General features: G+C 71.8%; 14 protein-coding genes. 7 read left to right on the forward strand and 7 right to left on the reverse strand.

Features of this window, described 5'->3' with window-relative positions; translation table 11 throughout:
- The first annotated feature begins 34 nt into the window (after positions 1–34).
- Together J2S22_RS18430 and J2S22_RS18435 are read left to right on the forward strand one after the other, a co-directional pair.
- Positions 35–979, forward strand: a complete 945-nt coding sequence (locus J2S22_RS18430; protein ID WP_272774972.1) for a ring-cleaving dioxygenase — start codon at positions 35–37, stop codon at positions 977–979.
- A 176-nt stretch (positions 980–1,155) separates the two neighbouring features.
- Positions 1,156–1,431, forward strand: a complete 276-nt coding sequence (locus J2S22_RS18435; RefSeq protein ID WP_272774971.1) for a hypothetical protein — start codon at positions 1,156–1,158, stop codon at positions 1,429–1,431.
- A gap of 66 nt (positions 1,432–1,497) precedes the next feature.
- On the opposite strand, the gene J2S22_RS18440 is transcribed toward J2S22_RS18435, so the two are convergent.
- The 3 genes from J2S22_RS18440 to J2S22_RS18450 all read right to left on the reverse strand — a co-directional run bounded on the left by J2S22_RS18440 (position 1,498) and on the right by J2S22_RS18450 (position 4,031).
- Complete coding sequence (locus J2S22_RS18440) at positions 1,498–2,094, reverse strand: DUF2939 domain-containing protein (RefSeq protein WP_272774970.1); 597 nt, start codon at positions 2,092–2,094, stop codon at positions 1,498–1,500.
- A gap of 343 nt (positions 2,095–2,437) precedes the next feature.
- A complete protein-coding gene (locus J2S22_RS18445; RefSeq protein WP_272774968.1) occupies positions 2,438–2,824 on the reverse strand; it encodes a hypothetical protein in 387 nt (128 codons plus the stop codon).
- A gap of 61 nt (positions 2,825–2,885) precedes the next feature.
- A complete protein-coding gene (locus J2S22_RS18450) occupies positions 2,886–4,031 on the reverse strand; it encodes a TAXI family TRAP transporter solute-binding subunit (RefSeq protein WP_272774967.1) in 1,146 nt (381 codons plus the stop codon).
- Positions 4,032–4,419: 388 nt separating this feature from the next.
- Here J2S22_RS18450 and J2S22_RS18455 point away from each other — a divergent pair, with 388 nt between their 5' ends.
- The 5 genes from J2S22_RS18455 to J2S22_RS18475 all read left to right on the forward strand — a co-directional run bounded on the left by J2S22_RS18455 (position 4,420) and on the right by J2S22_RS18475 (position 9,296).
- Positions 4,420–5,397, forward strand: coding sequence for a Bug family tripartite tricarboxylate transporter substrate binding protein (locus J2S22_RS18455; RefSeq protein WP_272774966.1), 978 nt, complete (start codon positions 4,420–4,422; stop codon positions 5,395–5,397).
- A 16-nt stretch (positions 5,398–5,413) separates the two neighbouring features.
- Entirely contained in the window at positions 5,414–5,863 is a 450-nt protein-coding gene (locus J2S22_RS18460; RefSeq protein ID WP_272774965.1) for a tripartite tricarboxylate transporter TctB family protein, read from the forward strand.
- A 13-nt stretch (positions 5,864–5,876) separates the two neighbouring features.
- Positions 5,877–7,376 carry a tripartite tricarboxylate transporter permease gene (locus tag J2S22_RS18465; RefSeq protein ID WP_272774964.1) on the forward strand — a complete coding sequence of 500 codons (1,500 nt, stop codon included), beginning with the start codon at positions 5,877–5,879 and terminating at the stop codon, positions 7,374–7,376.
- Positions 7,377–7,385: 9 nt separating this feature from the next.
- Positions 7,386–8,471: a patatin-like phospholipase family protein gene (locus J2S22_RS18470; protein WP_272774963.1), complete on the forward strand. Its 1,086-nt coding sequence runs from the start codon at positions 7,386–7,388 to the stop codon at positions 8,469–8,471.
- A 120-nt stretch (positions 8,472–8,591) separates the two neighbouring features.
- Positions 8,592–9,296, forward strand: a complete 705-nt coding sequence (locus tag J2S22_RS18475) for a UCP034077 family protein (RefSeq protein ID WP_272774962.1) — start codon at positions 8,592–8,594, stop codon at positions 9,294–9,296.
- Here the strand turns inward: J2S22_RS18475 and J2S22_RS18480 are convergent.
- Genes J2S22_RS18480 through J2S22_RS18495 form a run of 4 tightly spaced genes read right to left on the reverse strand, consistent with a single transcriptional unit; the run spans position 9,293 to position 13,824 of the window.
- On the reverse strand, positions 9,293–10,261 hold the full coding sequence (locus J2S22_RS18480) for a hydroxymethylglutaryl-CoA lyase (RefSeq protein WP_272774961.1): 969 nt from the start codon (positions 10,259–10,261) through the stop codon (positions 9,293–9,295). The two genes, J2S22_RS18475 and J2S22_RS18480, sit on opposite strands and share 4 nt — an antisense overlap.
- Positions 10,262–10,271: 10 nt before the next feature.
- Entirely contained in the window at positions 10,272–11,882 is a 1,611-nt protein-coding gene (locus J2S22_RS18485) for an AMP-binding protein (RefSeq protein WP_272774960.1), read from the reverse strand.
- Complete coding sequence (locus J2S22_RS18490) at positions 11,879–12,628, reverse strand: enoyl-CoA hydratase/isomerase family protein (RefSeq protein WP_272774959.1); 750 nt, start codon at positions 12,626–12,628, stop codon at positions 11,879–11,881. Before J2S22_RS18490 ends, J2S22_RS18485 begins: the two co-directional genes overlap by 4 nt.
- On the reverse strand, positions 12,625–13,824 hold the full coding sequence (locus J2S22_RS18495; RefSeq protein ID WP_272774958.1) for a CaiB/BaiF CoA transferase family protein: 1,200 nt from the start codon (positions 13,822–13,824) through the stop codon (positions 12,625–12,627). The genes J2S22_RS18490 and J2S22_RS18495 overlap by 4 nt, the downstream gene beginning before the upstream one ends.
- Between the last annotated feature and the right edge of the window lie 6 nt (positions 13,825–13,830).

Here is a 13,830-nt window from a genome sequence, read left to right on the forward strand (position 1 = left end):
CCGCACACGATTCCCGATCAGAAGAGCGACCCCCATGCAACTCACCGGAATCCACCACCTCACCGCCGTCACGGCGAACGCGCCCGGCAACCATGCCTTCTACACCGGCACGCTCGGCATGCGGCTCGTGAAGAAGACCGTGAATCAGGACGACGTCTCGGCCTATCACCTCTTCTACGCGGACGGCCTCGCCTCGCCGGGCTCGGACCTCACCTTCTTCGACTGGCCGGTCGGGCGCGAGCGGCGCGGCACGCACAGCATCAGCCGTACCGGCCTGCGGGTCGCCGGGGAGGCGAGCCTCGCCTGGTGGAAGGAGCGCCTCGCCGAGGCGGGCGTGACCCACTCCGACATCGTGTTGCGTGACGGCCGCGCCACCCTCGATCTCGAGGATCCCGAAGGCCAGCGCCTCAGCCTGATCGACGACGGCGGCGCCGGCGAATCGCACGCCTGGGCCGGCAGCCCGGTCGCGGCCGCGCACCAGATTCGCGGCCTCGGGCCGATCACCCTGTCGGTCCCGGACCTCGCGCCCACCGACGCGGTGCTGACCGCGCTGATGAACATGACCCGCGTGCGCGACTACGAGACGCCCGGCCATGCCGGCTCGCGCACCCATGTCTATGCGATGGGACCGGGCGGGCCGGCGGCCGAACTGCACGTCGCCGTCGAGCCGGACCTGCCGGCGGCCGGACCCGGTGCCGGTGGCGTCCATCACGTCGCCTTCCGGGTTCCCGACGCCGCCTATCAGGACTGGGTCGAGCGGCTGCGCCGCCTGCGCATTCCGTCGAGCGGGCCGGTCGACCGCTACTACTTCCGCAGCCTCTATTTCCGCGAGCCGAACGGCATCCTGTTCGAGATCGCCACCGATGGGCCGGGCTTCGCGGTCGACGAGCCGCTGGAGACGCTCGGCGAGCAGCTCGCGCTGCCGCCCTTCCTGGAGCCGCGGCGGGCCGAGATCGAGGCGGGCCTCGTTCCGTTGTGAAGCGGCGCCGGCGCTCCGCGCGGCGTAACGCCACGGCGGGGTTTTCGACGCAACATCCGCGGTATGGTAATATGCCTTAAACCGGTTTGCGGCATCCTGCCGCCGGTCTTCGTAGCCCACGGGCCGGCGCGGGTCCGGTCCGCAGATGTTGCCGACGCCTCGGATTGGAGTGTTCGATGAATATCATCTATGCGCTTGCTGTCGTGGTGCTGACTCTCGTCGCCGTGTTCAAGATGCCGTATCCCGGCGCCAAGCCCATTTCCCCGAACCCGGTGTCCGCCGCCGTCGCCGCCACCCCGGCGACCGCCGCGAAGGCTGCCGAAGCCGCGCCGGCCGTGGTCGTCGCGCCGGAGCCGCCGCGCGTCCAGTACGTCAGCACCCGCCAGTGCAGCCGCACGGCCTGGGGCAACGTGAACTGCACCGAGATCACCACGGTGAAGCGCGGCTCGTGACGCGCCCATTGTGACGCCGGTCTGACGCGCCGACGCTCGGTCCGAGGGACGGCCGGCGGGCGGTGGTCAGTTCCGCACGTCGCGCACCAGCACGGTGGCGAAGCGAAGCCGGAGCTCCTCCGGCAGGTCGATGCCGACCAGCGTCCAGGTGCCGGCGATCAGCCGCAGCCGGATGCGGAACTGCTGCGCCGCCGGCGTGTCGAGCGGCAGGGCGATCCAGAAGCTGCGGCCGCGATAGTGTGCGGCCGCGAAGACGCCCCAGACATTGCCGATGTCGGCGGGGCGGATGCCGCCGATGCGCGGCGTGGCCGCCGGCGCGTCGTCGGGCAGGGTCTCGGGCCAGCCGCGCGCCAGCAGGGTGGCGACGCCCTCGGGCGTGACGAAGCGCTCGACCAGCGGATCGGCGACGGCGCCGAGCGACATGACGAGGCCGCTTCCCAGCCGCCCGAGCCGCTTGTCCTGGCCCGTGATGGTGAGCACGGCCCGCGAGATCTGAAACGACAGGGACTGGCGCAGCTCCGGGAACGCGATCAGCCGGTTCAGCTGCGCGGCGTCGCGCCGTTCGACCGCGTCGGCGATCCGGTACAGCCCCCACAGCGGCCAGGCCGCGTAGAGCACGAGCAGAACCGCCAGGCCGGCGGCGATCCGAACTGCGAGACGCATGGGTCCTCGATCGGCCGGGCCGGCCTCGACGGCGGGCGCCCGGTCCGTCAACCCCCGCCGATTCCCTGCACCACCTTGCCGGTTCCGGCGCAGGTCGGGCAAGTCCGGCCGCGCAGCGTACCGGTGCCCTCGCAGCCCGGACAGATCGCCTCGCCGGTACCGGGCGTTCCGGCCGGCGCCTCGTCGCCGGGACGGGGGCGGGCCGTGGGTGTCGTGCTCCGTGTCATCGGAAGACCTCCTGCTCGCCGCGCCGGGCGGCGCGGCTCACGGAGACAACGACCCGCGCTCCGCCCGGGTTCGACGCCCGGGGGGCGTGCCGAGCCGAGCGTTCGGCCGGGCCCGGTCAGTCCTGCAGGTCGCGGCTGGAGAAGCTGCCGAGCCGGGTGGAGTCCCGGGCCCGCACCGTGATGGTGCGCAGCATGTTGGCGTAGCGCTCGCCGGTCGCGCAGGCGATCTCCTGGACCCATCGCCGTCGCACCGCCGGGGCGGCCCGATCCCACTTCGGCTTGTCGACCACGACGGAGACGTTCGGCGGAAACTCGCCGACCTCGACGATCAGACCGATGTCGGTCATGCGCCGCATCTCGGCGGCGGCTCTCCCGACCTCGCAGACATAGGGACCGGCCTGATTGGCCGGCAGCGGCCGGGCCGGGTACGTCTGGGCGGCGGCGGCCGTGGCGAGCAGCACGACGGCGCCAGCGTACGCGATTCGGCTCCGGACGATCGACATGACAGTCCTTTGCGGATCGGCCGCGGCGGGCTGCGTGCCGCCCGGCCGCGGTCGCGCAGGTTCACCGTGGCGGGGCGCCGCGGCTCTGCTGCCACTGGAGGAACTGGCGGAACAGGGCTTCGCGGTCGCCGCCGGCGCCGGCGCCGGACCGCGTGAGGAACTCCTGGAACTCGTTGCGCAGCGAGCTCTGCTGCCGGGACGACGCGTCGCTGCGCATCTTCTGCAGCATCTGCTCGGCGACCGGGAACCGGGTCCACCCCGGCACCGTCGCGGCCGGATTGATGTCGCGCCATTTCGGGTGATAGGGCGGCTTCTGCAGCTTGTCCCAGTTGTCGAACAGGCGCGTCACCATCCGGTCGATCTTGGCGCGGCGGGGATGGTTGGCCGGCCAGTTGTAGACCGCCAGGACCGACGGCACCGCCACCGTGTCGACAGTTCGTCCGGCCGGCACGAGGTTGGGATAATCCTTCTCGGTGAATTCGCCGATCCCGTAATAGTCGGCCATGGACTTGGAGAACGGCACCGAGAGCAGATGCAGGCCGGAGCCCGGCGGGATCTTGTTGAAGAAGTCGACCGGCTTGGTGACCACCCGGATCAGCGCCGAGATCGCCCCGGAACGCAGCTGGTGCAGGGCGTTGGTCTGGTCGGTCATCACCTGCTCGACCGGGATGCCGAGCCGCTGGAAGACGATCGAGCCGGTGAGGCTGGAGCCGCTGCCCGGCGGGCCGAAATTCACCTTCTTGCCGCGGAGATCCTGGATGGTCCGGATCTCCTCCCGGGCCAGGATGTGCAGGTCCGACATCGGCAGCGGCAGGACGTAGTTGACCCGTGCGGCGAGGTTCGGGGTGCGGCGCTCGACCCGGAAATACTCGAACACGTCCGCCTGGGTCACCGCCGCGTCGACGCCGTGAAGGTAGAGGAGGTCCTCGAGGTTCGAGGCGTTGCCGTAGGAGACGATCGGCAGGATGCGGAGATCGTCGCCGTCGTCGAGCGCCTTGGCGAGCTCGTCGACGAACCGCATGCTGGAGCCGTCGATCAGGCCGCCGACGATGCCGACTGTCCAGGCGTTCTTGCGCTGCCGGAGCGTCGCCTCGGGCCCCGACTCCTGAAGCGACTGCGGAATGGCTTGCGCCACGGCAGGCCTGGGAGCCAGATCCGCCGCGAGCACGAGCAGCGCGGCTGTCAGAAACGCGACGCGACACATCATGAACTCTCCCCCCTTCGGGCGGCGAGGCCATCGGACGACCGGTGTAGCCGGAACAGCCGACCCGAGCGGGCGATTCTCTCTGGGGCCATCACGCCGAATCCGTGGCGGCACGGTGGCACCATCATGCACACGTATTAGTACGTGGACAAGCAAAAGGCTGCGTATGTGATTAACGGAGTCGTTATTCTCGTAATTTGCAAGATGTGCTGGTGGTGATCCGTATTCCCGCTGCCCCGGAACAGGCCTAGACCAAAGTCGGACACGACCTATCATCGTCCCGGGCGGTGCCACGACCTCTCTGCAGCTCCTTCCCTGCCGATCCTTCCGCGACTCTCCCGCCCGAACCCTGAGCTCCATGTTCAAGATGACCGGGATCACGAGGACGCCGATGCTCCGATCGTTCTGCCTGCTCGCCATGGCCGCACTGGCCGGCGCCACCCTGCAGCCGTCGCCTGCCGAGGCGCAGCAAAGCTTCTCCCGTGCGGTGCGCATCGTGGTGCCCTACGCGCCGGGCGGCACGTCCGACATCCTGGCGCGGCTGATCGCCCCGAAGCTCCAGGAGGAGATCGGCCAGGCGGTCGTCGTCGAGAACAAGCCGGGCGGCTCCGGCAATATCGGCGCCGACGCGGTCGCCAAGGCGGCGAAGGACGGCCACTCGCTGCTGCTCCTCGACGTCGGCACCCTGGCGCTGGCGCCGAGCCTGTTCCCCGACCTCACCTTCGATCCGCAGAAGGATCTGGCGCCGGTCGGCATGGTGATGTTCGCGCCCTATGTGCTGGCCGTGAACCCGAGCGTGCCGGCCAAGACGACCGGCGAGCTGGTCAGCTACGCCAAGGCCAATCCGGGCAAGCTCGCGGTGGCGAACTCGGGCATCGGCGGCATGAATCACGTCACCCCGGTCCGGATCGCCAAGGGTCTCGGCATCGAGTGGAAGAACGTGCCGTATCGCGGCGGCGCCGCGGCGAGCCGCGCCGTGGTGTCGGGCGAGAGCCAGGTGATCTTCAACGGCGTCACGGCGACGATGCCCTTCGTCAAGAACAAGCAGCTCGTCGGTCTCGCAGTGTCGGGTCCGGCGCGCCTGAAGGCGGCGCCCGACCTGCCGACCTTCGCCGAGGCGAAGCTGCCGGCCGGCGACGCCGGCACCTGGCAGGGCCTGATGGTGACGGCCGGCTCGCCGCCCGAGCTCGTCGCCAGGCTCGACACCGCTCTGCGCAAGATCCTCGCGATGCCGGACATCGCGACGAAGATCGAGGACCTCGGCGGCACCGTGAAGGCGGACGGCCCGGCCGCGTTCCGGACCTGGTTCGCCGAGAACGTGAAGATGCTCGGCGAGGTCGTGCGCGAGAACGGCATCAAGGGCGAGTGAGGGAGCGCGAAGCGCCATGGAGGGTCGCCGGATCGATCTGCAGGACCTGCTGTTCGGCCTGTTCCTGATGGTGGTCGCCGCCTTCACCACGGCGGCCACCTGGAGCCTGCGGGTCGGCACGGCGGCCAACATGGGGCCGGGCTACATGCCGCGGGCGATCGCCGTCCTGGTGCTCGCCTTCGGCCTGTTCTTCGTGGTGCGCGGGCTTGTCGCGCCGTTCAAGGGCATCACGCCGCTGCAGCCGCGCGCCGTGCTGTTCATCCTGCTCGCGGTCGCCGCCTTCGCGCTGCTGGTGACGACCGCCGGGCTGATGATCGCCTCGCTCGTCACCATCGTGATCGCCGGCTTCGCCAGCCGCGAGACGCGGCCGCTGGAGACCGTGCTGTTCGGCGGCGCCATGGCGGTCGGCGCCGTCCTCCTGTTCGTCCAAGCCCTGAAGCTTCCGGTGCCGGTCTGGCCCTGGTGAGGATCCGGCACTCATGGACCTGTTCACCAATCTCGCGCTCGGCCTCGCCACCGCGGTCGAGCCGATCAACCTGCTCTACTGCCTGATCGGCGTCGTCATCGGTACGGCGATCGGGGTGCTGCCCGGCATCGGCCCGATCCCGACCGTCGCGCTCCTGCTGCCCTTCACGTTCGGGCTGGAGGCGACATCGGCCTTCATCATGCTGGCCGGCATCTTCTACGGCGCCCAGTACGGCGGCTCGACCACGGCCATCCTGGTCAACGTGCCGGGCGAGACCTCGGCCGTGATCACCTGCCTGGACGGCCACAAGATGGCGCAGAACGGCCGAGCCGGGCCGGCGCTGGCGATCGCCGCCATCTCCTCCTTCTATGCCGGCACCATCGCCACCGTGGTGATCTGCCTGCTCAGCGTCCCGCTGTCGGTGCTCGCCCTCAAGTTCACGGCGGTCGAGTACTTCTCGCTGCTGGTGCTCGGCCTGCTGGCCGCCGTGATCCTGGCCCACGGCTCGGTGATGAAGGCGCTCGCCATGGTGCTGCTCGGCCTGCTGCTCGGGCTGATCGGCATCGACGTGTCGTCGGGTGCCGCCCGCATGACCTTCGGGGTCGCCGAGCTCGGCGACGGCATCGACTTCGTGCCGGTGGCGATGGGCATGTTCGGGCTCGGCGAGATCATGGCCAATCTCGAGCGGCCGCCGGTCCGCCAGGTGGTCAGCCAGAAGGTGCGCGACCTGATCCCCAGCCTCGCCGACCTCAGGGCGGCGTTCCCGGCGATGACCCGCGGCACCCTGATCGGCTCGATCCTCGGCGTGCTGCCGGGCGGCGGCGCCGCGCTGCCGCCGTTCACGGCCTACGCGGTCGAGAAGAAGGTGTCGAAGAACAAGGCGATGTTCGGCCACGGCGCGATCGAGGGCGTCGCCGCGCCGGAAGCCGCCAACAACGCCGGCGCGCAGACCAGCTTCATCCCGCTGCTGACCCTCGGCATACCGGCCAACGCCCTGATGGCCCTGATGATCGGCGCCCTGATGATGCACGGCATCCAGCCCGGGCCGCAGATCATGACCGAGCAGCCGCAGCTCGTCTGGGGCGTCATCGCCTCGATGTGGGTCGGCAACCTGATGCTCCTGGTCATCAACCTGCCGCTGGTCGGGATCTGGGTCTCGATGCTGAAGATCCCCTACCGGCTGCTGTTCCCGGCGATCGCGCTCCTGTGCTGCATCGGCACCTACGGCATCGCCAACAGCGTGTTCAACATCTGGCTGATGCTGGGCTGCGCCGTGATCGGCTACTTCTTCATCAAGGTCGGGGCCGAGCCGGCGCCGCTGCTGCTCGGCTTGGTGCTCGGGCCGCAGCTCGAGGAGAACTTCCGCCGCGCCATGATGCTGTCCGACGGCGACTTCACGGTGTTCGTCCAGCGGCCGATCAGCGCAACGCTGCTCGGCGTCGCCGCGCTGCTGATCCTGGTGCTGCTGTCGCCGACCGTGTTCCGCAAGCGCAAGGAGGCGCTGGCGGAGTAGACTGCCGCCATGACGGCCGAATCACCCGCGTCCCCGCCCGCCGGCGCGCCGGCCAGCGGGGCGCCGAAGCGCATCAATCTCGCCCTGCAGGGCGGCGGCGCCCACGGCGCCTTCACCTGGGGCGTGGTCGACCACCTGCTCGCCGACGGGCGCCTGCAGGTCGAGGGCATCTCCGGCACCTCGGCCGGCGCCGTCAACGCCGTGATGCTGGCCGACGGGCTCGCCCGCGGCGGGCCGGCGGAGGCGCAGCGGCGGCTCTCCGACCTGTGGCGGGCGGTCAGCACGGCCGGCGGCCTGCCGGCCCTGCAGCGGGCCGTGCTCGACCGGCTCCTGTCCTTCGTTCCGCTGGAGACGTCGCCGATCGGGATGTGGTTCGACGTGCTGGGCCGCTTCCTTCCGCCCTACGACCTGCGGCCGCTCGACATCAATCCGCTGCGCGAGGTGATCGAGCGCTTCGTCGATTTCGACGCCGTGCGGGCTTATGCGCCGCTGCAGCTGTTCGTCTCGGCGACCGACGTCCACACCGGCCGGCTGCGGGTGTTTTCCCGCGAGAAGATCACGACCGACGTGATCCTCGCCTCGGCCTGCCTGCCGATGCTGTTCCGGGCCGTCGAGATCGACGGCGTGCCGCATTGGGACGGCGGCTATCTGGGCAATCCGGCGATCTTCCCGTTCTTTCACACCACCGCCACCGAGGACGTGCTGATCGTCCAGCTCAATCCGCTGGTGCGGCGGACGACGCCGACGACGTCGCGCGAGATCCTCGACCGGGTCAACGAGATCAACTTCAACTCGTCGCTGCTGTCGGAGGTGCGCGCCATCGAATTCGTGGCGCGGCTGATCGACGAGGGACGCCTGCCGCACGGCACCGGGCCGGGCGCCTACCGCCGCATCAACCTGCACCGCATCGCGCTGGACGTGATCGGCCACGAGCTATCGGCGGCGAGCCGGATGTCCACCGACTTCGACTTCTTCGCCTTCCTGCGCGACGAGGGACGGCGCTGCGCGAAAACGTTCCTGGACGCGCATTTCGACGACATCGGGGTGCGCGGCAGCGTCGACCTCACGGCCGAGGCGCGGGCCGAATGGGCGTGATCCGACGCGCCGGCCGAACCCTGCGGCCGGTCGGCGATTGACCCCGGGCGGGCGACCCGGCGCGGGCGTGACAGCCGGGCGCCCGCCGCGCAGAATGACGCCGCGCCGCCGGAGGCCGCCATGAACCGTCTCGTCGCGAGCCTCGTCGTCCTCGCCGGCATCGCCGGAACTCCCGGGCCGGCGCTCGCCCAGCTCACCACGACGCCCGGACCGGGCGGCATCCCGATCGCCCCCGGGGCGCCGGTGCAGGGCTGGACGCCGGGCGGCGTCGGCATCGGCGGCGGCCGCGTCGCACCGGGGCCGGCGGCGCGCGACGTGCCGATGTATCGCCGCGGCCCCGGCGACGTGCCCGTGCTGGTGACGCCGGAGGGGCGCCGCGACCGTCGCGGCGGAGCCGGCAGCGCCGCGCCGGACTGCGGCGGCCGCGGCTGCCTGCCGGACAGCCTGCGGCTCACCATCGACACCGCCGCTCCGGCCGAGGCGGCGCCGCCGCCGGATGCACCGATCGAGAGCGTGAAGGCACTGTTCGCGGCGCTGCGTGCCTGCTGGACGCCGCCGGCCGGGGACGCCCGCGAGCCCGGCATGGAGATGACGGTGCGGTTCGGGCTCACCCGCGACGGCGCCCTGATGGGCCCGCCGTCGGTCACCTACGCCACCAAAGGTGCCACCAGGGAGACGCGCGAGGCCTACCGCCGGGCCATCGCGGCGAGCCTCGACGGCTGCGACCGCCTGCGCTTCTCCGAGCGCTTCGGCCGCGGCATTGCCGGCCGGCCGCTGTTCGTCCGCTACATCGACGGGCGCCGGCCGGGTTCCGGCGCGCCTTAGCGACCGTGCGCGGCCGCCGCCGGCGGCGCGACGGCGGTGCCGTCACCGATCAGCGGATTGAGGCCGCTGCGGGTCACCCGGCCGTGCAGCGGCCGTCCCAGCGCCGCCTCGCAGGCCAGCGCGGTGTCGAGCAGGCCGGCGAGGTCGATGCCGGTGCGCACCCCAAGCGACTCCAGCAGCCCGACCAGGTCCTCGGTGCACACATTGCCGGTGAAGCCGCTGCCATAGCGGACCTTCGCCGGGTGCCCGCCGACACCGCCGAACGAGGCGTCGAAGAAGCGCACCCCGGCGTCGAGCGCCGCCAGCACGTTGACCAGCCCGGTGCCGCGGGTGTCGTGGAAATGGCCGATCGGCGTCACCTCCGGCACGGCGCGCCGGACCAGGTGGCACAGGGCCGCGACGCTCTGCGGCGTCGCCATCCCGGTCGTGTCGCCGAGCGAGACGTGGCGGACGCCCAGCGCGGCGAAGCGCTCGACGTCGGCGATCACGGTCTCCGGGGCGACGGCGCCCTCGAACGGGCAGCCGAAGGCGACCGAGATCGAGCCGACCAGCCGGAAGCGTCCGTCGGCGGCCGCCGCCATGGCGCGCACGTTGTCCCACTGCTCGGCGCGCGAGCGCCGCAGGTTGGTCTGCGAGTGCTGCTCGCTCGCCGACACCAGCAGGCTGATCTCGTTGACGCCGTGGCCGGCCGCGACGTCGGCGACGGCGCGCTCGACGGCGCGGGGATTGGCGCAGGTGGCCTTGTAATGGACGCCGTCGCTCCGCCGCAGCGCGCGGAGCAGGTCGCTCGCGTCGGCGAACTGCGGCACCACCTTGGGGTTCGAGTAGGAGGTCGCCTCGATGCGGGTGAAACCGAGCGCCGCGAAGCGTTCGATCAGGTCCCGCTTGGTCGCGGTCGGCACGAAGTCCGGCTCGTGCTGCAGCCCGTCGCGGACGAAGCACTCGCAGAGAGTCACGTCGGTCATGCTGGTCCCTTCAACCGAGCCCGAAGGCGGCCACCGCGTGGGCGCGCAGCCTCGCCTTCTGCACCTTGCCGCTCGCCGTCATGCCGATCGCCTCGAAGTCGTCGACGATGCGCAGATAGCGGGGCACGCGGAAATTGGCGCAGCGCTGCCGCGTCCAGGCGATCAGCTCGGCCTCGTCGGCGACCTCGCCGCCCTTGAGGGTCACGAAGGCGGCCGGCACCTCGCCGAGCCGCGTATCTGGGACGCCGACCACCTGGGCGGTGGCGACCGCCGGATGGGCGAGCAGCACCTCCTCGACCTCGGCCGGGGCGACGTTCTCGCCGCCGACCCGGAACACGTCCTTGATGCGGCCGATCAGGCGCAGCCAGCCGTCGGGGTCGAGCGTGCCGACGTCGCCGGTGCGCAGCCAGCCGTCCGCCGTGAACGCCGCCGCCGTGGCGTCCGGATTGTTGTAGTAGCCGCGCATCACGTTCCAGCCGCGGACCTGGATCTCGCCCGTGTGGCCGGGCGGCACGGGGGCGCCGTCCAGCCCGGCGATCCGCACCTCGACGCCCGGATGCGGCCGGGCGGCCCCCTCGATGCGCCGGTCGAGCGGATCGGTCCGGTCGCTGAACACCACGTTGGGCGAGGCCTCGGACAGCCCGTACGCCCAGCAGAGGTCGCGGGCGCCCATCCGCTCGACGATGTTGCGCATCGTCTCCGGCCCGGCGGCGCACCAGCCGCCGCGCAGCGAGAGGCGACGCGTCGCGAAGTCGGGATGGCCCATCATCAGCTGGAACAGCGTGTCGTTGCCCGACGTGAGCGTGCAGCGCTCCGCCTCCATCATCCGCAGCGCCGCGCCGGCCTCGAAGGTCGGCAATGTCGCCAGGCCGCAGCCGGTGACGAGAGAGACCAGCAGCGACAGGGTCGATCCCGCCACATGGAAGAACGGGCGGCAGTTGAAGTAGCGGTCGTCGGCCGTCACGCCCATGCGGGTCGCCACCGCGGCGGCGTTGCGCAGCATGTTGTCGTGGGTGAGCACGACGCCCTTGGGGAAGGCCGTCGTTCCCGAGGTGAACTGGATCAGCAGCGGGTCGTCGGGGCGCACGGCGGCGGCGGCCGTTGCGAGGTCCGCGTCCGACACCGCGTCGCCCCGCGCCAGGACGGCGTCGAGCGACAGCGCCGCGGCCGGCACCGTCTCGCCGCGCACGACGACGGCGGCGAGTCGCGGGAGGGCGCCGCCGGGCAGCGCGGCGTCGACCGCCGGCTCGGCCTCGCGCATGAACGCGACGAAGTCGATGCCGAGGAAGCGGTCGGCGAGAAACAGCGTCGTCACGTCGGCCTGCTTCAGGCAGAAGCCGAGCTCGGCCGCCTTGAACCGCGTGTTCACCGGCACCGTGACGGCCCCGATCGTCGCGGCGGCGAAGAACAGCGTCACCCAGGTCTCGTCGTTGCCGAACAGGAGCCCGACGTGATCGCCCCGGCGCACGCCCATCGCCAGCATGGCGCGCGCGGCGCGGCGGACGTCGGCGTCGAGCGCGCGCCAGGTCAGGCGCGCCGTGTCCGTGACCAACGCCTCGGCGCCGCCGCGCCGGGCGGCGTTGCGGGCCAGCGCGGCGGCGAGCGTCGTCGTCCCGCTCATCGCGCGCCTCCGAACCGGGCGATGCCGTCCCGCCAGGTGTCGGCCGCGATGTTCTCCTCGATCGCCATCAGCTCGATCGCCAGCGCGCCGGCGGGATCGAGCTCGACGCCGCGGTCGATGCAGCGCTTGGCCTGGGCGAGCGCCGCCGCCGGCGCCTTGCGGATCGTCGCGGCGACCTCGGCGAGGGTCGCCTCCAGCGCCTCGGCCGCGACCACCCGGGCCACCAGGCCGGCCGCGCAGGCCTCGGCCGCGGCGAGCCGGCGCCCCGTGAACATCATGTCCTTGGCGAGCCGCTTGCCGAGGATGCGGGGCAGCCGCTGGGTGGCGCCGACCGTGCCCCACAGTGCCTCGGGGGTGGCGAAGCTCGCCGCCGGCGTGGCGACGATCAGGTCGCAGGCCGCGGCGATCTCGCAGCCGGAGCCGACCGCCGGCCCCTCGACCACGGCGATCGTCGGCATCGGAAGCGCCTCGATCGCCGCATAGGCGGCGAACGCCTTGAGGCGCCGCGCCCGGATCGCGTCCGGGCTCATGCCCTGGCGCTCCTTCAGGTCGGCGCCGGCGCAGAACACCGGGCCGGCGGCGCGCACCAGCACGAGGCGGACCTGCGCGTCGTCGCGGGCCGTGCGGGCCGCGGCGCTCAGGGCCTCGCAGGTGGCGGTGTCGAGCGCGTTGCGGGCCTGCGGCCGGTTCAGCGTCACGGTGAAGACGCCGTCCGACAGCGTCGTGAGAACGGGAGAAGCGCTCATACGACCTTTGCCTCGCGCAGTGCCGCGATGCGTTCGGCCGAGTAGCCGAGCCGCTCGCGCAGAATCTCGTCGGTGTGCTCGCCGAGCAGGGGCGGGCGGCCGACCGCAGGATCGTCGAAACCGTCGAATCGGTAGGGCAGGCGCAGGCCCGGGAACGATCCGACGACCGGGTGCTCGAACGTGTCGACGAGGGCGCGGGCGCGGGTGTGCTCGTCGGCGAGGATCTCGTCGACGGTGCGGATCGGGCCCTGCGGCACGCCGGCCGCGTCGAGCGCGGCGGCGAGCTCGTCGCGCCGGCGGGTGGCGATCGCGCCGCCGAGCGCGGCCATCACCTCGTCGCGCCGTCGCACCCGCTCGGAGTTCTGCTGCAGGGCGGGCTCGCCGCCCCAGGTCTCGAGACCGAGCACCCGGCACAGCGGCATCCAGTGCTGGTCGCTCGCCGTGATGTGCAGCCAGCCGCCGTCGGCGCAGCGGAAGCTCGCGGTCGGCACGCGGCTCGGATGCTCGGTGCCGAGGCGGGGCGGCACCTCGCCGAGCGCGAACCAGCGGGCGGCGGCCAGCGTCAGCAGCGCGATCTGCCCGTCCAGCATGGAGAAGTCGACGTGCGACCCGGTCCCGCCGGCGGCGTCGCGGCCCTGCACGGCAGCCAGCACGGCGATCACGATCCACAGGCCGGAGGAGAGATCGGCGACCGGCAGCCCCGGCTTGACCGGGTCGCCGCCGCGCTCGCCGGTCAGGCTCATGATGCCGCCCATCGCCTGGAAGATGGTGTCGTAGCCCTTGCGTCGCGCATAGGGGCCGGTCTGGCCGAAGCCCGTGCAGGAGACGTAGACGATGCGCTCGTTGACGGCCCGGATCGACGCGTAGTCGAGGCCGTGCCGGGCGAGGGTGCCGACCGGGAAGTTTTCGAGCAGCACGTCGGCCTCGGCGGCGAGGCCGCGCACGATCTCCTGCCCCTCGCGTGAGCGGAGGTCGACCGTGATCGAGCGCTTGCTGCGATTGAAGGCGAGATAGTAGGCGCTCTCCCGGCCGCCGTCGCGCGTCACGAAGGGCTCGAAGGTGCGGGTCTCGTCGCCGCGGCCTGGCTCCTCGACCTTGATCACGGTGGCGCCGAGCTCGGCCAGGATCATGCTGGCGAACGGGCACGCCAGCACGCGCGAGAGATCCAGGATGGTGAGATTCTGCAGCGGCTTCATCCGGCG

This window comes from Rhodoplanes tepidamans, assembly GCF_030813915.1.
GTDB lineage: Bacteria > Pseudomonadota > Alphaproteobacteria > Rhizobiales > Xanthobacteraceae > Rhodoplanes > Rhodoplanes tepidamans.

What these genes read in the sequence shown, in the direction of transcription:
- J2S22_RS18430 (WP_272774972.1), top strand. Translation starts at nt 35, where the DNA reads ATGCAACTCACCGGAATCCACCACCTCACCGCCGTCACGGCGAACGCG.
- J2S22_RS18435 (WP_272774971.1), top strand. Translation starts at nt 1,156, where the DNA reads ATGAATATCATCTATGCGCTTGCTGTCGTGGTGCTGACTCTCGTCGCC.
- J2S22_RS18440 (WP_272774970.1), bottom strand. Translation starts at nt 2,094, where the DNA reads ATGCGTCTCGCAGTTCGGATCGCCGCCGGCCTGGCGGTTCTGCTCGTG.
- J2S22_RS18445 (WP_272774968.1), bottom strand. Translation starts at nt 2,824, where the DNA reads ATGTCGATCGTCCGGAGCCGAATCGCGTACGCTGGCGCCGTCGTGCTG.
- J2S22_RS18450 (WP_272774967.1), bottom strand. Translation starts at nt 4,031, where the DNA reads ATGATGTGTCGCGTCGCGTTTCTGACAGCCGCGCTGCTCGTGCTCGCG.
- J2S22_RS18455 (WP_272774966.1), top strand. Translation starts at nt 4,420, where the DNA reads ATGCTCCGATCGTTCTGCCTGCTCGCCATGGCCGCACTGGCCGGCGCC.
- J2S22_RS18460 (WP_272774965.1), top strand. Translation starts at nt 5,414, where the DNA reads ATGGAGGGTCGCCGGATCGATCTGCAGGACCTGCTGTTCGGCCTGTTC.
- J2S22_RS18465 (WP_272774964.1), top strand. Translation starts at nt 5,877, where the DNA reads ATGGACCTGTTCACCAATCTCGCGCTCGGCCTCGCCACCGCGGTCGAG.
- J2S22_RS18470 (WP_272774963.1), top strand. Translation starts at nt 7,386, where the DNA reads ATGACGGCCGAATCACCCGCGTCCCCGCCCGCCGGCGCGCCGGCCAGC.
- J2S22_RS18475 (WP_272774962.1), top strand. Translation starts at nt 8,592, where the DNA reads ATGAACCGTCTCGTCGCGAGCCTCGTCGTCCTCGCCGGCATCGCCGGA.
- J2S22_RS18480 (WP_272774961.1), bottom strand. Translation starts at nt 10,261, where the DNA reads ATGACCGACGTGACTCTCTGCGAGTGCTTCGTCCGCGACGGGCTGCAG.
- J2S22_RS18485 (WP_272774960.1), bottom strand. Translation starts at nt 11,882, where the DNA reads ATGAGCGGGACGACGACGCTCGCCGCCGCGCTGGCCCGCAACGCCGCC.
- J2S22_RS18490 (WP_272774959.1), bottom strand. Translation starts at nt 12,628, where the DNA reads ATGAGCGCTTCTCCCGTTCTCACGACGCTGTCGGACGGCGTCTTCACC.
- J2S22_RS18495 (WP_272774958.1), bottom strand. Translation starts at nt 13,824, where the DNA reads ATGAAGCCGCTGCAGAATCTCACCATCCTGGATCTCTCGCGCGTGCTG.